The organism is Natrinema gari JCM 14663, assembly GCF_000337175.1.
Taxonomy (GTDB): domain Archaea; phylum Halobacteriota; class Halobacteria; order Halobacteriales; family Natrialbaceae; genus Natrinema; species Natrinema gari.
Window position 1 is genome coordinate 72037 of the sequence record NZ_AOIJ01000032.1, and the last position, 21503, is coordinate 93539.

General features: G+C 64.3%; 24 protein-coding genes, 2 tRNA genes and 1 pseudogene. 23 read left to right on the top strand and 4 right to left on the bottom strand.

Features of this window, described 5'->3' with window-relative positions; genetic code table 11:
- Positions 1 to 34 precede the first annotated feature (34 nt).
- Entirely contained in the window at positions 35 to 1501 is a 1467-nt protein-coding gene (locus C486_RS02590) for an RtcB family protein (protein WP_008452718.1), read from the top strand.
- Positions 1502 to 1594: 93 nt separating this feature from the next.
- Here the strand turns inward: C486_RS02590 and C486_RS02595 are convergent, their stop codons facing one another.
- Positions 1595 to 1804: a hypothetical protein gene (locus C486_RS02595; protein WP_007109456.1), complete on the bottom strand. Its 210-nt coding sequence runs from the start codon at positions 1802 to 1804 to the stop codon at positions 1595 to 1597.
- A gap of 177 nt (positions 1805 to 1981) precedes the next feature.
- On the opposite strand from C486_RS02595, the gene moaA reads away from it, so the two are divergent.
- From moaA to rpsB, 14 genes are all read left to right on the top strand, one after another.
- Entirely contained in the window at positions 1982 to 3007 is a 1026-nt protein-coding gene (gene moaA / locus C486_RS02600; protein ID WP_008452722.1) for a GTP 3',8-cyclase MoaA, read from the top strand.
- Positions 3008 to 3189: 182 nt separating this feature from the next.
- Positions 3190 to 3272: transfer RNA gene (locus C486_RS02605), tRNA-Ser, on the top strand.
- A gap of 71 nt (positions 3273 to 3343) precedes the next feature.
- A complete protein-coding gene (locus C486_RS02610) occupies positions 3344 to 3868 on the top strand; it encodes a 30S ribosomal protein S13 (protein ID WP_008452725.1) in 525 nt (174 codons plus the stop codon).
- The gene (locus tag C486_RS02615; protein ID WP_006184687.1) at positions 3868 to 4389 is read left to right on the top strand and encodes a 30S ribosomal protein S4; all 522 of its coding nucleotides are present in this window, start codon (positions 3868 to 3870) and stop codon (positions 4387 to 4389) included. Before C486_RS02610 ends, C486_RS02615 begins: the two co-directional genes overlap by 1 nt.
- Before the next feature lies 1 nt (position 4390).
- Positions 4391 to 4780, top strand: coding sequence for a 30S ribosomal protein S11 (locus C486_RS02620; protein ID WP_008452727.1), 390 nt, complete (start codon positions 4391 to 4393; stop codon positions 4778 to 4780).
- 3 nt (positions 4781 to 4783) lie between these two features.
- On the top strand, positions 4784 to 5533 hold the full coding sequence (locus C486_RS02625) for a DNA-directed RNA polymerase subunit D (protein WP_008452729.1): 750 nt from the start codon (positions 4784 to 4786) through the stop codon (positions 5531 to 5533).
- 129 nt (positions 5534 to 5662) lie between these two features.
- Positions 5663 to 5747 (top strand) — tRNA-Leu (locus tag C486_RS02630).
- A 153-nt stretch (positions 5748 to 5900) separates the two neighbouring features.
- On the top strand, positions 5901 to 6254 hold the full coding sequence (locus tag C486_RS02635) for a 50S ribosomal protein L18e (protein WP_006184684.1): 354 nt from the start codon (positions 5901 to 5903) through the stop codon (positions 6252 to 6254).
- On the top strand, positions 6251 to 6700 hold the full coding sequence (locus tag C486_RS02640; protein WP_008452732.1) for a 50S ribosomal protein L13: 450 nt from the start codon (positions 6251 to 6253) through the stop codon (positions 6698 to 6700). The genes C486_RS02635 and C486_RS02640 overlap by 4 nt, the downstream gene beginning before the upstream one ends.
- Complete coding sequence (locus C486_RS02645) at positions 6694 to 7092, top strand: 30S ribosomal protein S9 (RefSeq protein WP_007109449.1); 399 nt, start codon at positions 6694 to 6696, stop codon at positions 7090 to 7092. The genes C486_RS02640 and C486_RS02645 overlap by 7 nt, the downstream gene beginning before the upstream one ends.
- A gap of 12 nt (positions 7093 to 7104) precedes the next feature.
- A complete protein-coding gene (locus C486_RS02650; protein ID WP_007109448.1) occupies positions 7105 to 7299 on the top strand; it encodes a DNA-directed RNA polymerase subunit N in 195 nt (64 codons plus the stop codon).
- Between the two features lie 2 nt (positions 7300 to 7301).
- Positions 7302 to 7487 carry a DNA-directed RNA polymerase subunit K gene (locus C486_RS02655; RefSeq protein WP_006184680.1) on the top strand — a complete coding sequence of 62 codons (186 nt, stop codon included), beginning with the start codon at positions 7302 to 7304 and terminating at the stop codon, positions 7485 to 7487.
- Positions 7484 to 8689, top strand: a complete 1206-nt coding sequence (gene eno, locus C486_RS02660; RefSeq protein ID WP_008452737.1) for a phosphopyruvate hydratase — start codon at positions 7484 to 7486, stop codon at positions 8687 to 8689. Before C486_RS02655 ends, eno begins: the two co-directional genes overlap by 4 nt.
- Positions 8686 to 9495 carry a 30S ribosomal protein S2 gene (rpsB, locus tag C486_RS02665; RefSeq protein WP_008452739.1) on the top strand — a complete coding sequence of 270 codons (810 nt, stop codon included), beginning with the start codon at positions 8686 to 8688 and terminating at the stop codon, positions 9493 to 9495. Before eno ends, rpsB begins: the two co-directional genes overlap by 4 nt.
- A gap of 179 nt (positions 9496 to 9674) precedes the next feature.
- On the opposite strand, the gene C486_RS02670 is transcribed toward rpsB, so the two are convergent.
- On the bottom strand, positions 9675 to 10601 hold the full coding sequence (locus tag C486_RS02670) for a thiamine-phosphate synthase family protein (protein ID WP_008452741.1): 927 nt from the start codon (positions 10599 to 10601) through the stop codon (positions 9675 to 9677).
- A gap of 117 nt (positions 10602 to 10718) precedes the next feature.
- Between C486_RS02670 and mvk the strand changes: the two genes are divergently transcribed.
- Positions 10719 to 11705, top strand: a complete 987-nt coding sequence (gene mvk, locus C486_RS02675) for a mevalonate kinase (RefSeq protein WP_008452743.1) — start codon at positions 10719 to 10721, stop codon at positions 11703 to 11705.
- The gene (locus C486_RS02680) at positions 11702 to 12442 is read left to right on the top strand and encodes an isopentenyl phosphate kinase (RefSeq protein WP_008452745.1); all 741 of its coding nucleotides are present in this window, start codon (positions 11702 to 11704) and stop codon (positions 12440 to 12442) included. Before mvk ends, C486_RS02680 begins: the two co-directional genes overlap by 4 nt.
- Before the next feature lie 39 nt (positions 12443 to 12481).
- On the opposite strand, the gene C486_RS02685 is transcribed toward C486_RS02680, so the two are convergent.
- Positions 12482 to 14026: a TrkH family potassium uptake protein gene (locus C486_RS02685; protein WP_008452747.1), complete on the bottom strand. Its 1545-nt coding sequence runs from the start codon at positions 14024 to 14026 to the stop codon at positions 12482 to 12484.
- Positions 14027 to 14238: 212 nt separating this feature from the next.
- Here C486_RS02685 and C486_RS02690 point away from each other — a divergent pair, with 212 nt between their 5' ends.
- The 4 genes from C486_RS02690 (at position 14239) to C486_RS02705 (ending at position 17170) form a co-directional block, all read left to right on the top strand.
- The gene (locus C486_RS02690; RefSeq protein WP_008452749.1) at positions 14239 to 14484 is read left to right on the top strand and encodes a hypothetical protein; all 246 of its coding nucleotides are present in this window, start codon (positions 14239 to 14241) and stop codon (positions 14482 to 14484) included.
- Between the two features lie 142 nt (positions 14485 to 14626).
- Entirely contained in the window at positions 14627 to 15313 is a 687-nt protein-coding gene (locus tag C486_RS02695; RefSeq protein ID WP_008452751.1) for a potassium channel family protein, read from the top strand.
- A 112-nt stretch (positions 15314 to 15425) separates the two neighbouring features.
- Positions 15426 to 16970, top strand: a complete 1545-nt coding sequence (locus C486_RS02700) for a TrkH family potassium uptake protein (RefSeq protein ID WP_008452753.1) — start codon at positions 15426 to 15428, stop codon at positions 16968 to 16970.
- Complete coding sequence (locus tag C486_RS02705) at positions 16967 to 17170, top strand: hypothetical protein (RefSeq protein WP_008452755.1); 204 nt, start codon at positions 16967 to 16969, stop codon at positions 17168 to 17170. The genes C486_RS02700 and C486_RS02705 overlap by 4 nt, the downstream gene beginning before the upstream one ends.
- A gap of 55 nt (positions 17171 to 17225) precedes the next feature.
- Here the strand turns inward: C486_RS02705 and trkA are convergent, their stop codons facing one another.
- Entirely contained in the window at positions 17226 to 18557 is a 1332-nt protein-coding gene (gene trkA / locus C486_RS02710) for a Trk system potassium transporter TrkA (protein ID WP_014863393.1), read from the bottom strand.
- A 365-nt stretch (positions 18558 to 18922) separates the two neighbouring features.
- Here trkA and C486_RS02715 point away from each other — a divergent pair.
- Positions 18923 to 20372 (top strand): annotated as a pseudogene (locus C486_RS02715) (MBL fold metallo-hydrolase).
- A gap of 1 nt (position 20373) precedes the next feature.
- Positions 20374 to 21426 carry a geranylfarnesyl diphosphate synthase gene (gene idsA3 / locus C486_RS02720; RefSeq protein WP_008452758.1) on the top strand — a complete coding sequence of 351 codons (1053 nt, stop codon included), beginning with the start codon at positions 20374 to 20376 and terminating at the stop codon, positions 21424 to 21426.
- The last annotated feature ends 77 nt before the right edge of the window (positions 21427 to 21503 follow it).

A 21503-nucleotide genomic window follows, 5' to 3' on the forward strand; every position in this document is an offset into this window, starting at 1 on the left:
AACACCTTTCATCGCTGCGGGCCGACTTCCGTGTATGACCACCTTCGACGCCGACGGCATCACGTTAGAGCGGGTGCGCGAGTACGTCTGGGAGATCCCACAGGACGGGGACATGCGCGTCCCCGCGCGGGTACTGGCGAGTGAGGAGTTGCTCGAGGAGATCAAGGAGGACAAGACCCTCGAACAGATCACGAACACGACCCACCTGCCGGGGATCACGAACCACGCGATCTGCATGCCCGACGGGCATCAGGGCTACGGCTTCCCGGTCGGCGGGGTCGGCGCACTCGACGCCGAGAACGGCTGTATTTCGCCGGGCGCGGTCGGCTACGACATCAATTGCGGCGTCCGGATGATGCGGACGAACCTGACGTACGACGACGTGAGAGGCCACGAGGAGGAACTCGTCGAGTCGCTGTTCGCCAACGTCCCGTCGGGGCTCGGCGGCGGCGGCATCGTCGAAGCCGGCGTCGACACCGTCGACGAAATCCTCGCCCGCGGCGTCGACTGGGCGCTCGAGAACGGCTACGCCGTCGCCGACGACCTGCGCCACTGCGAGGACGAAGGCATGCGCGAGGGCGCGGCCCCCGACAAGGTCAGCCAGAAGGCCAAAGACCGCGGGAAGAACCAGATCGGCTCGCTGGGATCGGGCAACCACTTCCTCGAGGTCCAGCGCGTGACCGATGTCTTCGATGCGGACGTGGGCGAGGCCTTCGGACTCGAGGAAGACCAGATCGTCGTGTTGATCCACTGTGGCTCTCGCGGACTGGGCCACCAGACCTGTAACGACTACCTGCGGAAGATCGAACAGCAACACCAGGGCCTGCTGGACCAGCTACCGGACAAGGAACTCGCGGCCGCGCCCGCGGGCTCGCAACTCGCCGCGGATTACTACGGCGCGATGAACGCGGCGATCAACTTCGCGTGGGTCAACCGGCAGCTGATCATGCACCGCACGCGGCAGGTCTTCGAGCGCGTGTTCGATCGCTCGTGGGAGGAGATGGAGATGGACCTGCTGTACGACGTGGCCCACAACATCGCGAAGAAGGAGACCCACACGGTCGGGGCGGACGGGGAAGAGCGAGAGCTCTACGTCCACCGCAAGGGGGCGACGCGGGCGTTCCCCGCCGGCCATCCCGAAGTCCCGTCGGCCTACCGCGAGGTCGGCCAGCCGGTAATCATCCCCGGCAGCATGGGCGCTGGCAGCTACGTCCTCCGCGGGGGCGAGAACTCGATGGATCTCACCTTCGGCTCGACCGCCCACGGTGCCGGCCGGTTGATGAGTCGCACGCAGGCCAAAGACGAGTTCTGGGGCGGCGATGTCAAGCAGGATCTCGCGGACCAGCAGGAAATCCACGTCAAGGCCCAGTCCGGAGCCACGATCGCCGAGGAAGCGCCGGGCGTCTACAAGGACGTCGACGAGGTCGTCCGCGTCTCCGACGAACTGGGCATCGGCGACAAGGTCGCACGGACGTTCCCCGTCTGTAACATCAAGGGCTAGTTGGGACCGCGCCGCGACGTTCCCATCCCGCGACGCTGGATCCGTGCCGTTCGACTCGGCGGAAGGAGACGATCGGCACCGCTTGCGGTCCGGTTACTGCAGCCGGTACGGGTTGTCCTCGTCCCCATCGTCACCCTCGCTCTCGTAGGGTTTCCGCGCGGTGATCGTCACCGTCGCCTCTGGGTCGTCCTCGTCGGCCCACGGGCTGTCGTAGGCCGAAATCTCGAGGTCGGTCACGTCCCAGCCTTCCGCCTCGATGAGTTCGACCAGCCGTCGCTGGTCCTCGAGCATGTCCTCGTCCATGGCCCTGTCTCTTATACACATCTCTGAGCGGGCTGGCANTGTGTATAAGAGACAGATCGACGACCGGTCGGCGGTGGCACTTATCATAGCGGTTTGACAGGGTCTGGAAACCGAAACCGGTTACGCGGCGTCGGAATTCCCGGCGTGCTTAAGCGGATCCGTCTGCAACTCGAACGCATGCTCACCGACGAGTTCGGGCGGGAGGTCACCGGGGTGCGCGTCTCCCTCACCGATCGGTGTAATTTCGACTGCGTCTACTGTCACAACGAGGGGCTAGGGGACACTCGCGGGCCGATGGACCCACAGGACGACGAGATGTCGACCGACGACGTCGTCCGGTTTCTCGAGGTCGCCGCCGAGTTCGGCGTTGACGCGGTCAAGTTCACCGGCGGGGAGCCCATGCTGCGGCAGGATTTAGCGGAGATCATCGAGCGCACCCCGGACCGGATGGAGGTCTCGGTGACCACGAACGGGACGTTCCTCCCCGGCCGCGCCGCGGAGCTCGTCGCCGCCGGGCTGGAGCGAGTCAACGTTTCTCAGGATGCGCTCGATCCGGCGGACTTCGCCGCCGTGACGAAAAGCGGGGCCTACGAAAAGGTACTCGAGGGCGTCGAGGCGGCGCTGGACGCGGGGCTCGACCCGGTCAAACTCAACATGGTCGTCTTCGAGCACACGGCGGGGTACGTGCCGGAGATGGTCGATCACGTCGCGGACAACGACGGACTCCAGTTGCAGTTGATCGAGTACATGCCCGAACTGACGGGCAAGCCCGAATGGAACATCGACATCCAGCGCGTCCACGACTGGCTGGCCGAGCGGGCCACGGAGATCGAACACCGCGAGATGCACGACCGGAAACGGTACTGGGTCGGCGGGAGCGCAGCCGACGGTGGCGAGGCGGGTGATGCTTCGTCGAACGCGTCCGGTGCCGGAATGGTCGAAATCGTCGATCCCGTCGAGAACCCCACCTTCTGTGCGAACTGCCACCGGGTTCGGGTCACCCACGAGGGCTACCTCAAGGGCTGTCTCAACCGCAACGACGACCTCAAGTCGATGGGAGAGATGACGAAACCGGAGATCCGCGAGGCGTTCCGCGATACCGTCGCCGATCGCGTCCCCTACTACGGGGAATACATGGTCCAAAACGACGACGGTCAGTGGGAGCTCAACGAGAAGTATATCGAGGAGTACGCCGGCGCGTAGCATCCGCAGCCGCAGTCGTCGTCTCGTTGTTCGTCGACGCGGGCGGTGTGACACGGGAGAGAAGGACATACGGGACGTCGTGCCCTTTCGTTGCCCTTAAGTAGTAGACGGGGGTACGTTCGGGTGCAATACGTGCAGGGGAGCGATCCCCGAGTCCGAGAGGGCGATGATAGACGAACGGTGTTGTGGTAGCCAAGCGGCCCAAGGCGCATGGTTGCTAACCATGTGGCGTCAAGCCTCCGGGGTTCGAATCCCCGCCACAACGTCGGACACTTCGCTGGCGTTTTCCCGCCAGTCATTTGCAACGCAGGCAGACCAGACACAGATACACGACACATGAGCGCCGAAGAACCTCAAGAACAAGAAGACGACGAAGATCTTCGATACTTCGTCCGCATCGGGCAAACCGACCTCGATGGGACGAAGTCCGTCGAGCGCTCGCTCTCGGAGATGAACGGGATCGGTCGCCGAACCGCCCGACTCATCGCCGAGGAAGCGGGTGTCGACCGAACGGCGACGTTCGGCCGGCTCGACGACGACGTCATCGATGGCGTCATCGAAGTCGTCGAGAACTACGCCGACGAAGTCCCGAACTGGCTCAACAACCGTCAGGACGACTTCTACAGCGGCGAAACGACCCACGAGATCGGCAACGATCTCCAGTTGACTCGACAGCACGACATCAACCGGATGAAGATGATCGACTCCTACAAGGGCACGCGCCACAAGCGCGGCCAGAAGGTTCGCGGTCAGCGAACCAAGTCCACCGGTCGGACGGAGGGCACCATCGGAGTCAACGTCGAAGAGATCCGCGAAGAACAGGCCGAAGAGGCCGCCGAAGAAGAGGGCGAGGGTGAATAATGCCACTCGGCACTGACACCAAGCAATACGAGACGCCGAACCACCCCTACCAGGGTGAACGCATTGCCTCCGAACACTCCCTCGTCGACCGCTACGGGCTCTCCAACAAGGAAGAGCTCTGGCGTGCCCAGTCCGAGCTTCGCTCCTACCGGCGCGAGGCCCGCGAACTGCTCGGCCAGGCCCAGGACGACGACACTGTCGTCCGCCGCTCCGAGGAGTTCCTCGGTCGGCTCAAACGTGTCGGCATCCTCGATGAGACCGACGAACTCGGCGACATCCTGTCGCTCGAGATCGAGGACATCCTCGAGCGCCGACTGCAGACGGTCGTCTACCGCAACGGGTTGGCGAACACGGCCCAGCAGGCTCGTCAGTTCATCACGCACGGCCACATCGTGGTCGACGGGCAGCGCCACCTCGTTCCCTCCTACGTCGTCGACATCGACGAGGAGGACCTGGTGGCTTTCGACGAGAACAGCCCGCTCGCGGACGACCTCCACCCCGAACGCGCGGAGGGTCAGTAACATGAGTCAGGACGACGAAAAATGGGGCATTGCCCACGTACACGCATCGTTCAACAATACTGTCATGACCGTGACCGACCTCACGGGTGCGGAGACGATCGCCAAGTCCTCCGGCGGGACGGCAGTCAAGCAGAACCGCGACGAGGCGTCGCCGTACGCGGCCATGCAGATGGCCGAGTCCGTCGCCGAAGAGGTCAAAGCGGCCGGCATCACGGGCCTGCACGTTCACGTGCGCGGCCCCGGTGGCAACCTGCAGAAGTCCCCCGGTCCGGGCGCACAGGCGACGATCCGTGCGCTCGCCCGCTCGGGCATCAAGATCGGGCGCATCGAGGATGTCACGCCGATCCCACACGACGGATCGCGCGCTCCCAAAGGGAAGGGCGGCTACTAGATCATGAGTGCAGAGTACGACGTCGAGTTCGTCGAACGCGAGGATCGTGAGGCGCGGTTCCTCGTTCGCGGCGTGACACCCGGGTTCGCAAACGGTATCCGTCGAGCGATGGTCGCCGACGTGCCAACGATGGCGATCGATACCGTCCGGTTCGTCGAGAACTCGTCGGTCATGTTCGACGAGCAACTCGCCTTGCGACTCGGCCTCGTCCCGCTGACGACGCCGCCGGTCGGTGAGTTCGGCGAGGACGAGACCGTCACGCTCTCGATCGACGTCGAAGGGCCGGCCACCGCGTACTCCGGCGACCTCGTTTCCAGCGACGAGCTCGTCAAACCCGCCGACGAGAACGTCCCGATCATCGAACTCAAGGACGGTCAACGTCTCGAGGCCGAGGCCGACGCCGTCATCGACCGTGGGAAAGACCACGCCAAACATCAGGGCGGGGTCGCGGTCGGCTACCGACACCTCCAGCGCGTGGAGGTCGAGGGTGACCTGCCGGAGTTCGAGGACGAGGAGAGTCGGATCATCCGCGGCGTCATCGAAGACGACGGCGAACTCGTTTCGACGAGCGAGTTCGATCACGATCTCTCGAACCGGTATCCGGGCAAGGAGGTCCGGATCGAGGACGTGCCAAACGCTTTCGTCTTCCACGTGGAAACCGACGGCTCGTTCCCCATCGAGGAGCTCGTCACGCGGGCCGCGGATACGATCGCGGAACGTGCGACCGAACTCGAAAACGCAGTACAGCTGTAGATATGAACCGACGCCCCAAACCCACTCAGGACGCGCCGCTCGCCGTCGCCGTGAACGACGAGACCGGCGATCGTGCGTCCGACGGAATCGAAAGGGGTTTGAAGGGGCGACGGGTAGACGGAAGTGCGAGCAGGGATAGCCAAGTCAGGCCAACGGCGCAGCGTTCAGGGCGCTGTCTCGTAGGAGTCCGCAGGTTCAAATCCTGCTCCCTGCATCACTTCTCTACGACCGAACGACAGTCAGGAAGCGGTCGGGCAGTTTCCGATCGGTTCAGGACACGGCCCGTTCGGCAGTACAACAATTTCGATTCCACAGTCGACGGCGCGGTTCCTCGCGTCGCCGATCAGTTAGCAGTTGGAGGATACCAATGAGTAGCAAGACTAATCCGAGGCTCAACGATCTTATCGCCGAGCTGAAGTCGACGTCCCGCGAAGCGGACGCCGACGTCTGGCGAGACGTTGCGGATCGACTCGAGAAGCCCCGGCGTACCCACGCTGAGGTAAACCTGGGCCGCATCGAGCGATACGCACGCGAAGAAGAGACTGTCGTCGTTCCCGGCAAGGTGCTGGGCTCCGGCGCACTACAGAAGAACGTTACCGTCGCCGCCGTCAACTTCTCTTCGTCCGCGGAGACGAAGATCGATCAGGTCGGCGAACCGGTACCGCTCGAGCAAGCGCTCGAAGAGAACCCCGAAGGGGCAAACGTCCGGGTGATTCGATGAGTCTCGCAGAGTTCGACGCAGATCTCGTCGTCGATGCCGGTGACTGTATCCTCGGTCGCGTCGCAAGCGAGGTCGCCCAGCGCGCGCTGGACGGCGACCGTGTCGCGATCGTCAACGCAGAGGACGCAGTCATCACCGGCGACAAGGAAGACATCTTCGAGACGTACCGTACGCGGCTGCAGATGGGTTCGGACCGCGGACCCTACTATCCCAAGCGACCGGACACGATCTTCAAGCGCTCCGTTCGCGGAATGCTGCCGTACAAGAAACCCCGTGGCCGCGAGGCACTCGACAACGTCCGCGTCTACGTCGGCGATCCCTACGAGAGCGACGACGACCACGAGTCGGACGTACTCGAGGGAACGTCGCTGGATCGCCTGTCGAACATCCGCTTCGTCCACCTACACGAAGTGTCCGAACAGTTAGGTGCTAACGTCACATGGTAACCAATACGAGTGGCAAGAAAAAGACAGCCGTCGCTCGCGCCACGGTGCGCGAAGGCGAGGGTCGCGTTCGAATCAATTCCCAACCCGTCGAACTGGTCGAACCGGAGATGTCCCGGCTCAAGATGCTCGAGCCGTTCCGCATCGTCGGCGAGGACCTGCGCGGCGAGATGGACATCGACGTTCGCGTCGAGGGTGGCGGCATCAGCGGCCAGGCGGACGCCGTCAGGACCGCCATTGCGCGCGGGATCGTCCAGCACTCGAACGACGCCGAACTCCGTGACGCGTTCATGGAGTTCGACCGCTCGCTGCTGGTCAACGACGTTCGCCAGTCCGAACCGAAGAAATGGGGTGGCCCGGGCGCTCGGGCACGCTACCAGAAGTCCTACCGCTGAGGTGATCCACGCATGATGGTACCGGTCCGGTGTTTCACCTGTGGTAACGTCGTCGCCGAACACTGGGAGGAGTTCGACGAGCGAGCGAACGAGGGCGACGAGGACCCCGAGAAGGTGCTCGACGAGCTCGGCGTCGACCGCTACTGCTGTCGGCGCATGCTCGTCAGTCACAAGGACCTCGTCGACGTCGTCTCCCCGTACCAGTAACAATGCAACAACAACAGCACAACCGCTACGAGAAGGCACGCATCCTCGGCGCGCGAGCGCTGCAGGTGTCCTACGGCGCGCCGGTGTTGATCGAGACGGAGCAGACCCAACCGATCCTCATCGCCGCCGAGGAGTACGACGCCGGCGTGCTGCCGTTTACCGTCAAGCGGGGGTACGACCGGAAATGACGCTCATCACGGACATCCGGCTCCGTCGGATCCTCGACTCGAGAGGGAATCCGACGGTCGAGGCCGATGTCGTGACCGAAAGCGGCGGCTTCGGCCGCGCCGCGGCACCCAGCGGTGCCAGCACCGGCGAGCACGAGGCCGTCGAGCGGCCGCCCAGCGAGGCTATCGCCGCGGCTCGAGAACACGCCGTCCCCCGTCTCGTCGGCGAGGTCTACGCCGGCAATCAGCGCGATGTCGACGCCGCGCTCCACGCCGCCGACGGGACCGACGACTTCTCGGAGATCGGTGCCAACAGCGCGGTCGCGATCTCGATGGCTGCCGCGAAGGCCGGTGCCGACGTGCTTGGTGCCCCGCTGTTCCAGCACCTCGGCGGGACGTTCCGCGGCGACGACTTCCCGATTCCCCTCGGCAACGTCGTCGGCGGCGGCGAACACGCTGCCGACGCGACCGACATTCAGGAGTTCCTGGCCGCACCCGTCGGCGCACCCAGCGTCGCGGACGCCGTCTTCGCAAACGCAGCCGTCCACGCCGCCGTCGCCGATCTGCTCGAGGAACGCGACGTTCCCTGTGGCAAGGGCGACGAGGGCGCGTGGGCACCGTCGATCGACGACGGCGAGGCCTTCGAAATCGTCGCCGAGGCGGTCTCGATGGTCCAGGACGAGGTCGGGTTCAATATCGGCTTCGGGCTGGACGTTGCCGGTGCCGAGTTGTACGATTCCGACTCGGAAACGTACGAGTACAGCGACCGGAGCCGCGACACCGACGAGCAGATCGCGTACATCGCGGAGCTGGTCGAGGAGTACGACCTCGTCTACGTCGAGGATCCCCTCGACGAGGACGACTACGACGCCTTCGCCGACCTCACGGACGAAGTCGGCGATCAGACCCTGATCTGCGGTGACGACCTGTTCGTCACCAACACCGACCGTCTCGTCAACGGGATCGATCGTGGCGCAGCCAACAGCATCCTGATCAAGCCAAACCAGATCGGGACGCTGTCGGACGCCTTTGACGCGATCGAACTCGCGACGGAGAACGGCTACGACTCGGTCGTCTCCCATCGATCGGGCGAGACCGAAGACGCGACGATCGCACACCTCGCCGTTGCGACCGACGCTCCCTTCATCAAGACGGGTGCCGTCGGCGGCGAGCGAACCGCAAAGCTCAACGAGCTCATTCGAATCGCAGACGACGCGACATGACAGAGAACGACGCAACCCAGGAAGGGCTCGACGCCGCCGAGGAGGCGACCGACGAGGAGCCAGCCGAAGGGGCTGGCCCCGCCGGCGACGCCGACGACGTCGAGCCAGTAGACGAACAGCCCGCCGACGCCGAGGGAGCACCCGCGGCCGACGCCGAACAAGCCGACGACACCGACGAGGAGGACGCCGGTCCGACCCTCGACGACGACGTCATGCCCGACGAGGAGGCGGACCTCCTCATCCCCGTCGAGGACTACCTCGGCGCTGGTGTCCACATCGGGACCCAGCAGAAGACCACGGACATGGACCGGTTTATCCACCGCGTCCGAACCGACGGGCTCTACGTGCTCGACATCTCGAAGACCGACGGCCGTATCCGCACGGCCGCGGACTTCCTCGCCAACTACGACCCCGAGCAGATCCTGGTCACCTCGAGTCGCCAGTACGGTCGGTTCCCGGCGGAGAAGTTCGCCGAGGCAGTCGGCGCTCGCGCCCGCACCGGTCGCTTCATCCCCGGAACGCTGACGAATCCGAAGTACGACGGCTACATCGAGCCGGACGTCCTCGTCGTCACCGACCCGATCGGCGACGCCCAGGCCGTCAAGGAGGCTATCACGGTCGGTATTCCGGTCATCGCGATGTGTGACTCGAACAACCAAGTCAGTAACGTCGACCTCGTCGTCCCGACGAACAACAAGGGTCGCAAGGCCCTCTCGGTCGTCTACTGGCTGCTCGCCAACGAAGTTCTCGACCGACGCGGTGCCGAGCCGTCCTACTCGCTCGAGGACTTCGAGAGCGGCGTCTAATTCGGTCGCAGTCGACACTGTTCGTTTTCTCGTAACCCTGCGACGCGTAGCGACGGCAACGGGTGATCGCGTCCGTAACCCGCTGCAAGCGACAGCAACGGAATCGCTAGCGATCTCTGCACCACGCGCGTCCGATCGAACCTACAGGCAAAGCGCGGGAGAGCGGTGACACGGCGTCGTCAGGGTGACGACGCTTCCTCGAGCAAGTCCCCAACCAGGTCGGCGGCGTCGACGGCCGTCGCACCGAAGACGTACGTCGCGGGTTCGATCCCGAACGCGCCGCGGTGGTAGGCGACGGCCGGTACCGCTCCGCGGTCCGCGAACCGGCGTCGGAGGTGTGCGCCGCGGTCCTCGTAGTCGGCATCGAACTCGAGGGGATCGATGTCAAGCGTCCGCGCGGCCGCGAGCAGCTCGTCGTCGGTGGCGATGTTGATCGCGGCACGGCGGTCAGAGCCGACCGAATTCGAAGCGAGGACCGCCGTTGCGACGTGTTTCGACGCGCCGAACTCCGGGTTCGCGGGGATTTCGATCCGCCCACCCATCGCGTAGATCCGGCCGGGAACCGCGGCGACATCGGTCTCGTCGTGGGGATCGGGCAGGCACATCCCGATGTTCGTTCCGACGTTCGGGATGAAGTCGGCCATTCCGGGGGTTGAAGCGAGGGTTCGTGCAGCCGTCCGCACGTTCGTGAGGACGTCCCGTTCGGCGCGTACGTCAGGGTCGAGGCCGCGAACGCACAGATCGCAGCCGAGCCCGCGCAGTTCGGGCATCTCCTCCTCGTGGAGTTCGCAGATCGGACCCCGGTCCTCGAGGGTACGGACGAGCGAGAGGAGTTCGGCGAGGGCGTCGTAGCCGTCCATCTCGCCGGCTGCTAGTCCGTCCGCGATGCGGTCGACGGTGGCGACGGTCTCCGGATCGTCGCGAAAGCGATCGTCGCCGCCGCTGTCGCCACCGATGTACTTGCTGACCGCGGCCTGGGTGACGCCGAGTTCGGTGGCGATCTCCCGTTGGGTCAGCCCGCGATCGGCGAGGCGTGCGGCCAGCATCGCTCGGACCGTCGGCAGGAACCGATCGACGACGAGTTCGCTCGGCAAGACCAGCGACATACGACCGACGTTCGACTGCAGGGATATAAGTCCGCCTCCGATCCGCCCGCGCCCGTCCGACGATTACCGGACGGCGACAAAGATAGCTATTAACCATCGTCGGACGAACGGCCGGGCATGACACTTTCGAGCGCTCCCGGCAAAGTGTATCTACTCGGGGAGCACGCGGTGGTCTACGGCGAGCCGACCGTCCTGTGTGCGATCGAGCAGCGGGCGCGGGTCGGCGTCCAGCGACGCGACGACGGGAAACTCCGCGTCAACGCCGAAGATCTCAGTCTGAACGGATTCACCGTCGAGTACGACGGGACGGCCGACGAGGGGCCGGACATCGATGTCTCGGAATCGCTGCTCGACGCTGCGATGGGGTACGTCGACGGTGCGATCGAGCAGGTCCGGGATGTCACCGGGAACGACGAGGTCGGATTCGACGTGACTATCGAGAGCGACATCCCCCTGGGCGCGGGACTCGGGTCGTCGGCCGCGGTCGTCGTGGCGGCGATCGACGCCGCCACCCGTGAACTTGGCGTCACCCTCGAGATCGACGAACTCGCCGAACGAGCCTATCGAACGGAGTATCAGGTCCAGAACGGGCAGGCCTCGCGTGCGGACACGTTCTGTTCGGCGACGGGCGGCGCGGTCCGCGTCGAGGGCGACGACTGTCGCTCCCTCGCGGCACCGGACCTGCCGATCGTGATCGGGTTCGACGGCGGTGCGGGCGACACCGGGCAACTGGTCGCGGGGGTCCGAACTCTGCGCGACGAGTACGGGTTCGCTGCTGACACGATCGAGGCGATCGGTGACGTCGTGCGCAACGGCGAGGCGGCGCTTGCCGACGGTGACCTCGAGGAACTCGGCCGACTGATGAACTTCAATCACGGCCTGCTTTCGGCGCTGGGCGTCTCCTCGCGCTCCCTGGACACGATGGTCTGGGCGGCCCGCGACGCGGGCGCGTACGGCGCGAAGCTCATCGGAGCCGGCGGGGGCGGCTGTATCGCCGCGTTGGATCCGACGCCGGAGACCGAGACGGCCCTCTCCTTTACCCCGGGTTGTGAAGATGCCTTCCGCGCGGAACTCGCCGAAACCGGGGTGAAACGGCTCGAATGATCGTGCTCAAACTCGGTGGGAGCGTTATCACGGAGAAGAATCGCGCGGAGACCCTCGATGGGGACGCCCTCGAGCGCGCGGCCGACGCGATCGCGGCGGCACGAGCGGGCGATGCCGCGGACCTCGTCGTCGTCCACGGCGGCGGGAGCTTCGGCCACCACAACGCCAGCGAACACGGCGTCACCACGACCGAGGGGACCCGCGACGCGAACGCGGCGCTCGACATCCACGGCGCGATGACGACGTTGAACCGGTTCGTTCTGGGGCGGCTGCTCGAGCGCGACGTGCAGGCGGTGCCGGTCCACCCTTTCTCGACGGCCCACCGCGATGGCGACGGAACTCTCGATCTGCCGACCGGACAGGTCGAAACGATGCTCGCGGAGGGGTTCGTCCCCGTCCTCCACGGTGACGTGATCGCCCACGCCGGTGCGGGTGCGACCGTCGTCAGCGGTGACGAACTCGTCGCGGCGCTCGCCCGGGCCCTCGAGGCCGATCGGATCGGGCTCTGCTCGACGGTGCCCGGCGTGCTGGACGACGAGGACGCGGTCATCGACCGGATCGACGACTTCGAGACGGTCGCCGACGTGCTCGGAGCCAGCGAGGCGACCGACGTAACCGGCGGGATGGCCGGCAAAGTGCAAACGCTGCTCGATCTCGAGGCCGCGGCGTCGGTCTTCGATCTCGCGTCGCTCGCATCGTTCCTCGACGGCGAGAATCCAGGGACGACGATCGACTGAGTGCGGACGCGGAGGGCGGCAAAAAACGGCGAGACGGTTTCAGCGAGTCCAGAAGCCGCCGGTGAACATGACGAGGACGGGAATGATCTCGAGGCGGCCGATCCACATCAGGAACACCATCAGGAGTTTCGACGGGACCGGGAAGGCGTTGTAGTTACCGAAGGGGCCGAGGAACCCGAATCCGGGCCCGATGTTCCCGATGGTCGCGAGACTGGCACTGAAGGCCTCGAGTGCAGTGAACCCCTCGATAGCGGCGACGCGGCTGACGTCCAGTGCGATAACCAGCGTCGCGAGGGCAAAGATGATCAGATACATGAATGAGAACCCGAGAACGCCACGAATCGCGTCTTCGTCGACGATATTGCCGCCGAGTCGAATCGGCCGGACGACCTGAGGATGGGAGGCCGTAAACAGCTCCCGACGCAACACCTTGAACACGATCAGCCATCGGACGACCTTGACACCGCCACCGGTCGAGCCGGCACAGCCGCCGACGAGCATCGCAAAGAGGAGCACGATTTTGCCCGTTGAACTCCAGTCGACGAAATCGCTGGTCGCGTAGCCGGTCGAGGTCAACAGCGACGCGATCTGGAAGGCACTCTGTCGCAACGAGTTCTCGAACACACCCGCCGTCACGCCGCCGAGGTCCCCGAGTGGCGGTGCGGCACCCGTATAGAGGATGCCTGCGAGCAAGACGGTTAGACCGGCGATCGCGCCGATATACGCCCGGAACTCGGAGTTGCGAACGAAGCGATGACCGTCGCCGCTGAAGACGTGCCAGAACAGAGCAAAGTTGGTCCCGGCGATGATCATGAACGGAATGGCGGTCCACTGGACGATCGCGGAGAACGCCGCGACGCTATCGGCCTCCGGCGAGAACCCGCCCGTCGGGAGCGTCGTGAACCCGTGGGCGATGGCGTTGTAGAGGGTCATTTCGTCGGCCATCCCCGCCAGATTGAATCCGTAGAGGATCGCAATGTAGACGACGGTAAAAGCGAAGTAGACGAGCCAGAGGATACGCGCCGTTTCGGCGATGCGCGGCGTGAGTTTCTGCAACTGCGGTCCCGGCGCTTCCGACTCGACGAGTTGTGCCCCGCTGACCGCCAGCTCGGGGAGGATCGCGACCATCAACACGATGATCCCCATCCCGCCGAGCCACTGGGTGAGCTGTCGCCACATCATGATCGCGTGGGAGTGATCGTCAACCGAGATGCTCCCGAGGACCGTTGCCCCGGTCGTCGTAAAGCCGGACATCGACTCGAACAGGGCGTTGACGGGATGTGCGAGCGTCGATTCCGTTCCCCAACCCGCGATCACGTAGGGGACTGCACCGATCATCGCGACGGCCAACCACGATATGGCGACGAAGAGCATGGCCTCCCGGACCTGCAAGTCCGGGTCCGGGCACAGCTGCTCGAGGCCGTGGCCGACGGCGATCGTGAGCGCGATCGTCGCGAGAAACGGAACCACGGGTTCGGCATAGATGAGTGCCACGACGAGGGGAAACACGAGCGGGACGGAGAGGTACTTGAGTACGGTTCCGACGAGCGCGACACTGGCGCGCCAGTCGGTGCGGACCCTCATAGAAACACCTCGCTCAAAGCGTTGCGTCTGGACACGGTATTAACGGCATTTGGAGTAGGTCGTATTAATCCATCGTAAGCGACCCTCCATCGCGGCGGCTCGGTTTCGGATCGACTGGAACCGTGACGCGGCTCGGTCCGGTTTCGCGTGGTAACCGTCGGTCCCCGTCCCCGAGACGAGGATCTATATACGAACCGTACGTAGTATCTACTATGAGCGTTCGATTACCAAGCGTTCGCCACCCGCACTCGTTTTACGACGTCTTCGGCGTCGTCACCGTCGCGGTGGCGATCATGGCCCTCGTCCTCGCCATCCGGTACGGGTCGATCGTCCGACTCGAGACGGCCGTCTTCATGACGGTCATCTTCCTGTGGGCCGGCTGGGCGATCGAACGAATCCTGGGGGAGTCCAAAGACCGAGCGAGACGGCAACAGCAACGAAACCGACCCTGGAAGTGAGTCCGTCGCGATAGCGGGATCGGTCGTCCGTCACGGTCGCTCGAGGACGGGCTCTCCCGCCGGTAACTGCTCGAGTCGAGAGGGCTCGATCGGGGTTACTAAAACGATATATTTTCAATGGTCACGCATCAACACCGACGCAATGTATATCGTCATCGTCGGTGCGGGCGATATCGGAATGCCGCTCATCGATATCGCAACCCGGACGGGGAACGAAGTCGTCGTCATCGAGAACGACCCCGAGCGGGCGGACCGAGTCGCCGGAAAATACGACTGTCTGGTGCTCAACGACGATGCGACGGCTCACGATGCGCTGCTGGACGCCGGGATCGAGAAGGCCGATGCGATAATCAGCACGACCGACCGTGACGCGACCAACATTATGGTCTGTCTGCTGGCCCAGGAACACGAGGTGCCGAATATCGTGTCCGTGGTACACGACCCGGAGCACATGAACGTGTTTCGCCAGATCGGCGTCAACACGATGGAAAACCCGCAGGAACTCATCGCCGAATACCTCTATCGAGCGGTCGCCCGTCCCGCGATCGTCGACTACATGCGAATCGGGGAGACGGCGGAGGTGTTCGAAATCGTGGTCACTGCAGGCGCACCGATCGACGGGAAATCGCTCATCGAGGCGGCGGACGAGGGACTCCTCCCCGAGGACGTTCTGATCGTCGCGATCGAGCGCGAAGGGGAGGACCCACCGATCACGCCGCGCGGGAACACGACGATCAAAGCCGACGATCTCCTCACCGTCTATTCGGCGTTCGGAGCGGAACCCAAGCTCACGGACGTGTTCGGTCACTCGGAAGACCGGGTTCAATGATGATCGGACGACGCGGAGCGCGGCTCCGGGAGTCGCCGTCGAGACTCCCGTCTCGAGCACGGAATCGGTCCGTCGGGAACGCCCTGAATCCGAGTCGGATGGAGGCTGACGGATGAACGAGGCGACGAAAACGATCGGTCGGGACCTGGGGCGCATATTTCAGGCGCTGGCCGGACTCCTGTTCGTCTCCGTCCTCATTCCACTCATCTGGGGGGAGTACTACGCGATTCCGGCACTGGTCGTCTCCGGATTGCTCCCGCTTGGGATCGGGTATCTCCTGACCTCGCGGTTCCGGGAGGCGACCAAGCCCGGCAAACTCCACGGGATGATCATCGCCGCGCTGGGATGGTTCTGCGTCGCGATTTTCGGCTCGCTGCCGTTCTTTCTCATCGCGTGGACGGTCGAACTCGCGCCGCCGATCCTCGGGGAGCCGTCGCAGACGGAGACGCTCGCGGCGTTTACCGAGCCGCTGAACGCGCTGTTCGAGAGCATGAGCGGCTTTACCGGGACCGGGCTGACNGACAACGAGGAAGTCCTGCCGCGCACGCTGCAGTGGTGGCGGTCGTTCATCGAGTGGATCGGCGGCGTGGGCGTGATCGTCCTCACGACGGCGATTCTCGCCCGCCCCGGGAGCGGCTCGCTGACGCTCTACGAGAGCGAAGCCCGCTCGGAGCGGATCCATCCGAGCATCGTCTCGACCGTCCAGACGATCTGGTGGATCTTCATCCTCTTTACGTTCGTCTCGATCCTCCTGCTGTGGGTCGTCAAGATGCCGCTATGGGGCGCGATCAACCACGCGATGACTGGCCTGTCGACCGGCGGGTTCTCGATTACCGACAACTCGATCGCCACCTACGACAGCGCCGCCATCGACTTCGCACTCCTCCCGATCATGCTGTTGGGTAGCATCGCGTTCCCGGTCCACTATCTCATCCTGCAAGGCGATCTGCGGAACTTGTATACGGATCTTCAGACCCGATGGGTGTTCATCTACATGAGTGTCGGGACGGCTCTCCTGACCGCGTTGGTGTACATGGGCGACACCTACGACTCCCTGTTCACTGCCTTCCGGTACGGGTCGTTCCAGTTCGTCTCGGCGGCGACCTGTGCCGGCTTCCAGACCGCCGTTGACGCGACCAACGTCGCGCTGGGCCGGTGGTCGGCACAAGCCCAACTCACTGTCACGTTCGGCATGATCGTTGGCGGTGCAGCCGGTTCGACGGTCGGCGGGATCAAGCTCATCCGAGTGCTCACACTGTTGAAGGGGATTCGATTCCGTATCTCAGACGTCTTCTATCCCGAAACCGCCGTTCGACGATTGAAGATCAACGGTCGCCGACTCGACGAACAGGAAGTGCGTCAGGAATTCGAGGAAGCAGCAATCATCGGATTCCTGTGGTTCGTCTTCCTCGGCATTGGGATGTTCGTGCTCCTCCTTGTACTTCCAGAAGGCGAATACACGCTCGAGAACGTCATTTTCGAGGTCGCGAGCGCACAGGGTAACGTCGGCCTCTCCGCGGGAATCACCGGCCCCGAATCGCTGCCGACGCTTGGCAAACTCATGTTCCTGTTCAACATGTGGATCGGTCGCCTCGAGATCATTCCGGTTTTGGTCACGTTACGGGCAGTCTTCAGCCGGGGAGGGTTCTACCAATGAAACTCAGCGAACTCCCGATCGTCGAAGAGGTGTTCGAATCGGGTGCCAACGACCGGGTCTTCGATTCCCTCTTGCTCATCGGGCCCGTTCTCATCGTCGGGATCGCCATCGTCGGCCGGTCGTTGCTGACGACCGGCATCGCGATCGCGTACGTCCTGTTTTTCGTCGCTTACGTCGTCTATCTCGGCATCAGTAACTGAGCAGGTTCGGGACGATTCGAGACTCGGTCCGGCACGGCAGCAGGGACCGGCCGTTCTAAATAAGATCGACGACGTCGTCGAGGACGGCTGCGTCGACGAAGACGATCACGTGGTCCTCGGGCTGGACGACCGTCGAGCCGCGGGGCGTGATGTGGTCGCCCGCTCGCGAGATCGCACCGATGACGACGCCCGGCGGCAAGTCGTCGGTCGCGTCGGCGATCTCCCGCCCGACGAGGACGCTCCCCGGACCGACTTCGATTTCGATGACCTCCGCGCGGTCGTGCTCGAGCATCGCTACCTTCTCGGTGTGGTCGGTCCGGGTAAAGCGGATGATCTCCTCGGCGGTCTCCTCGCGGGGGTTGACGGCGACATCGACGCCAACGGTCTCGAAGAGATCGGCGTACTCGGGCGTTTCGATGATCGCGACGGTGCGGTCGACGCCGATCCGGTCGGCGAGCAGGGACACGAGCAGGTTCTTCTCGTCGCTGTCGAGGGCGGCGATCACGACGTCGGCCTCGCCGACGTGTTCGCGGGCGAGGAACTCGGCGTTGGTCGCGTCGCTCTCCATGACCATCGTGTTCGGCAGCGCTTCGGCGACCTCGCGTGCTCGGTCGTGGTCCCGCTCGATCAAACGCGGGCGGAAGCCGTGATCCTCGAACTCGCGGGCGGTCTGGTACCCGATCTCGCTGGCACCGACGATGACGACCTCCTCGGCCTCGTCGGGCGTCATCGCGACCTCGTCGGCGAAGTCGTTGATCGAGTCCGGGCACCCGATGACGACGACCCGATCGCCACCCCGAATGACCGTGTCGCCCCGGGTGACGACCATCTCGTCATCCCGGAAGATCGCGGCGAAGGTGAGCGAATCGTAACAGTCGGCCTCCCTGACGGTTCGGTCCGCGAGCGGGCTGGCTGCCGGAACATCGAACTCGGCCATGCGGATGAGCCCGCTTGCGAACGTATCGACATCGTGAGCGCTCGGCAGTCCGGAGATTCGGAAAATCGTTCGCGCGGTCAGCAGATCGGTACAGACCATGAAGTCGACGCCGAACGCACCCTGTGATTCCTGCCACGTCTCGAGCAGCGTCCGGCGACGGACCCGTGCGACGGTGAACGCGTTCGTGGCGGCCTTCGCCGCACCACAGACGACCGCGTTGGTCTCGTCGTTGTCCGTACAGGCGATTACTAGGCTCGCCTGCTCGAGGTCGGCCTCCCGCAGGGTGTCGAGATCGGTGCCATCGCCGTGAATCGTGAGGACATCCAGCGAGTAGGTGAGTTCCTCGACCACGTCGGCGTCGCGGTCGACGACGACCACGTCGTGGGCTCCCTCGAGGTTCGCGGCGATCGACCGGCCGACCTCGCCAGCACCGACGATAATTACGTACACGACGGTCCCTCCGAAAGCATCGTTACTGACACCCGTTTCGAGGCGACCGGCAAATGAATTGCGGTGTCCGAGAGCGGTCGCCGATCGGCGTCCGAACCGCTGGAAACCGCCGAGACGGGCGGTGTCTCGGCCGACGATCCAACCCACTGCGTTTTTAACACCCGGGCGTGTACAGGACACTAGCGAAACCCGCGGGCAAGTGCGTTCGGGGCTTGCGATGTCGCGAGCTATCGAAGACGGAACCGCCGTCGCACCGAGCGCATAGCGGGATGGCCGACGCGCTGCAAGACGCCGGGGCCGTACGACTAGGCGTCCGCGGACCGTTTCGATGAGAGTCCATTCAGCGGCTTTCAGTGCTACGAATCATGGAAATCGAAATCGCAACCATTGGCGGCTACGAAGAAGTCGGACGGCAGATGACTGCCGTTCGCGCCGGCGACGACGTCGTCATCTTCGACATGGGTCTGAACCTCTCGCAGGTCCTGATCCACGACAACGTCGAAACCGAACGCATGCACAGTCTCGACCTGATCGACATGGGCGCTATCCCGGACGATCGGGTCATGAGCGACCTCGAGGGCGATGTGAAGGCCATCGTGCCGACTCACGGCCACCTGGACCACATCGGCGCTATCTCGAAGTTGGCCCACCGCTACGACGCGCCGGTCGTCGCGACGCCGTTTACGATCGAACTCGTCAAACAGCAGATCGAGGGCGAGCAGAAGTTCGGCGTCGAGAACGACCTCGTCAAGATGGAGGCCGGCGAGACGATGTCGATCGGCGACTCCGGAAAGGTCGACCTCGAGTTCGTCAACGTTACGCACTCGATCNGAGAACGACCTCGTCAAGATGGAGGCCGGCGAGACGATGTCGATCGGCGACTCCGGAAAGGTCGACCTCGAGTTCGTCAACGTTACGCACTCGATCATCGACGCTATCAACCCCGTTCTCCACACCCCCGAAGGCGCGGTCGTCTACGGGCTCGACAAACGGATGGACCACACGCCCGTCATCGGCGATCCGATCGATATGGAGCGGTTCCGAGAGATCGGTCGCGAAGGTGAGGGCGTCCTTTGTTACATCGAGGACTGTACCAACGCGAACAAGAAGGGGCGTACGCCCTCCGAGAAAGTCGCCCGTGAACACCTCCGCGACGTTCTCTACAGCATCGAGGACTACGACGGCGGTATCGTCGCCACGACCTTCTCGAGCCACATCGCTCGCGTCAAGTCGCTCGTCGAGTTCGCCGACGATATCGGCCGCCAGCCGGTCCTGCTGGGGCGGTCGATGGAGAAGTACTCCGGAACCGCGGAACGACTGGACTTCGTCGACTTCCCCTCTGATCTGGGGATGTTCGGCCACCGCAAGTCCGTCGACCGCACGTTCAAGCGGATCATGAACGAGGGCAAGGAGAACTACCTGCCGATCGTCACCGGCCACCAGGGCGAGCCCCGCGCGATGCTCACCCGGATGGCCCGCGGCGAGACGCCGTACGAACTGGACGACGGCGACAAGGTCGTCTTCTCCGCACGGGTCATTCCGGAGCCGACCAACGAGGGCCAGCGCTACCAGGCCGAGAAGCTGCTCGGCATGCAGGGCGCGCGCGTCTACGACGATATCCACGTCTCCGGCCACCTCAATCAGGAAGGCCACTACGAGATGCTCGATGCGTTGCAACCCCAGCACATCATCCCGGCCCACCAGGACATGAGCGGGTACTCGAGCTACGTCAACCTCTGTGAGAGCGAGGGGTACAAGATGGGCCGAGACCTTCACGTCACGCGCAATGGGAACCTCATCCAGCTAGTCGACTGATATGACGAGCCCCGAGGCACGCGAAGAGGCGGTGCTCGAGGCGGTTCGGAAGCGCCGCGAGCTGGTCAACGACGCCATTCCGGAGGAGTTGCCGATCAAGCGACCCGAACGGCTCTACGAGGCGTCCCGATACCTGCTGGACGCGGGCGGCAAGCGACTGCGGCCGGCGGTCCTCCTGACGACGGCGGAAGCGCTGGCCGACGTCGAGCCGCTGTCGGCGGCATACCGTTCGTTCCCCGCGATCGACGACAGCGGGCCGATCGACGTGATGGCGGCTGCCGTCAGCGTCGAGGTCATCCAGTCGTTTACCCTGATTCACGACGACATCATGGACGACGACGACCTCCGGCGCGGCGTCCCCGCCGTCCACGAGGAGTACGACCTCGAGACAGCGATTTTGGCCGGCGATACGCTCTACTCGAAAGCCTTCGAGATCATGCTCGAGACGGGTGCCGAACCGGATCGCATCGTCGAGGCGCTTGACGTTCTCGCGACGACCTGTACGAAGATCTGCGAGGGGCAGTCGCTTGATGTCACCTTCGAGGAACGCATCGACGTCTCGCCCGACGAGTACCTGGAGATGGTCGAGCAGAAGACGGCCGTACTCTATGCCGCCTCAGCGTGTCTCCCCGCGATCCTGCTGGGAGCCGACGACGAGACGATCGACGCGCTCTACGGCTACGGGCTCGACATCGGCCGCGCGTTCCAGATCCAGGACGACGTCCTCGATCTGACGGTGCCAAGCGAGCAACTCGGCAAACAGCGCGGCAGCGACCTGGTCGAGAACAAGCAGACGCTGATCACGGTGCATGCCCGCGAGCAGGGTGTCGATGTCGACGGCCTGGTCGATACCGATGACGTCGATGCGGTCACCGAGGCCGAGATCGACGACGCGGTCGCCGAACTCGAGGCGGCGGGTTCGATCTCCTACGCCAACGAGACGGCCCGCGACCTTGTCGAACAGGGGAAAAACCGCCTCGAGGTCGTCCCGGACAACGAGGCTCGTGAATTGCTCTGTGAACTCGCGGATTACCTGATTCAGCGCGGCTACTGAGACCCGGGCGCGATCGGGTCGGCCGGTAGGCGACCGCGCCGTTTTTCGACCGCTCGTCGCGACGCGAGTGACGCGTG

Excerpts from the sequence above, each read along its gene's own strand:
- C486_RS02590 (WP_008452718.1), top strand. The coding sequence starts at position 35 with ATGACCACCTTCGACGCCGACGGCATCACGTTAGAGCGGGTGCGCGAG.
- C486_RS02595 (WP_007109456.1), bottom strand. The coding sequence starts at position 1,804 with ATGGACGAGGACATGCTCGAGGACCAGCGACGGCTGGTCGAACTCATC.
- moaA (WP_008452722.1), top strand. The coding sequence starts at position 1,982 with ATGCTCACCGACGAGTTCGGGCGGGAGGTCACCGGGGTGCGCGTCTCC.
- C486_RS02610 (WP_008452725.1), top strand. The coding sequence starts at position 3,344 with ATGAGCGCCGAAGAACCTCAAGAACAAGAAGACGACGAAGATCTTCGA.
- C486_RS02615 (WP_006184687.1), top strand. The coding sequence starts at position 3,868 with ATGCCACTCGGCACTGACACCAAGCAATACGAGACGCCGAACCACCCC.
- C486_RS02620 (WP_008452727.1), top strand. The coding sequence starts at position 4,391 with ATGAGTCAGGACGACGAAAAATGGGGCATTGCCCACGTACACGCATCG.
- C486_RS02625 (WP_008452729.1), top strand. The coding sequence starts at position 4,784 with ATGAGTGCAGAGTACGACGTCGAGTTCGTCGAACGCGAGGATCGTGAG.
- C486_RS02635 (WP_006184684.1), top strand. The coding sequence starts at position 5,901 with ATGAGTAGCAAGACTAATCCGAGGCTCAACGATCTTATCGCCGAGCTG.
- C486_RS02640 (WP_008452732.1), top strand. The coding sequence starts at position 6,251 with ATGAGTCTCGCAGAGTTCGACGCAGATCTCGTCGTCGATGCCGGTGAC.
- C486_RS02645 (WP_007109449.1), top strand. The coding sequence starts at position 6,694 with ATGGTAACCAATACGAGTGGCAAGAAAAAGACAGCCGTCGCTCGCGCC.
- C486_RS02650 (WP_007109448.1), top strand. The coding sequence starts at position 7,105 with ATGATGGTACCGGTCCGGTGTTTCACCTGTGGTAACGTCGTCGCCGAA.
- C486_RS02655 (WP_006184680.1), top strand. The coding sequence starts at position 7,302 with ATGCAACAACAACAGCACAACCGCTACGAGAAGGCACGCATCCTCGGC.
- eno (WP_008452737.1), top strand. The coding sequence starts at position 7,484 with ATGACGCTCATCACGGACATCCGGCTCCGTCGGATCCTCGACTCGAGA.
- rpsB (WP_008452739.1), top strand. The coding sequence starts at position 8,686 with ATGACAGAGAACGACGCAACCCAGGAAGGGCTCGACGCCGCCGAGGAG.
- C486_RS02670 (WP_008452741.1), bottom strand. The coding sequence starts at position 10,601 with ATGTCGCTGGTCTTGCCGAGCGAACTCGTCGTCGATCGGTTCCTGCCG.
- mvk (WP_008452743.1), top strand. The coding sequence starts at position 10,719 with ATGACACTTTCGAGCGCTCCCGGCAAAGTGTATCTACTCGGGGAGCAC.
- C486_RS02680 (WP_008452745.1), top strand. The coding sequence starts at position 11,702 with ATGATCGTGCTCAAACTCGGTGGGAGCGTTATCACGGAGAAGAATCGC.
- C486_RS02685 (WP_008452747.1), bottom strand. The coding sequence starts at position 14,026 with ATGAGGGTCCGCACCGACTGGCGCGCCAGTGTCGCGCTCGTCGGAACC.
- C486_RS02690 (WP_008452749.1), top strand. The coding sequence starts at position 14,239 with ATGAGCGTTCGATTACCAAGCGTTCGCCACCCGCACTCGTTTTACGAC.
- C486_RS02695 (WP_008452751.1), top strand. The coding sequence starts at position 14,627 with ATGTATATCGTCATCGTCGGTGCGGGCGATATCGGAATGCCGCTCATC.
- C486_RS02705 (WP_008452755.1), top strand. The coding sequence starts at position 16,967 with ATGAAACTCAGCGAACTCCCGATCGTCGAAGAGGTGTTCGAATCGGGT.
- idsA3 (WP_008452758.1), top strand. The coding sequence starts at position 20,374 with ATGACGAGCCCCGAGGCACGCGAAGAGGCGGTGCTCGAGGCGGTTCGG.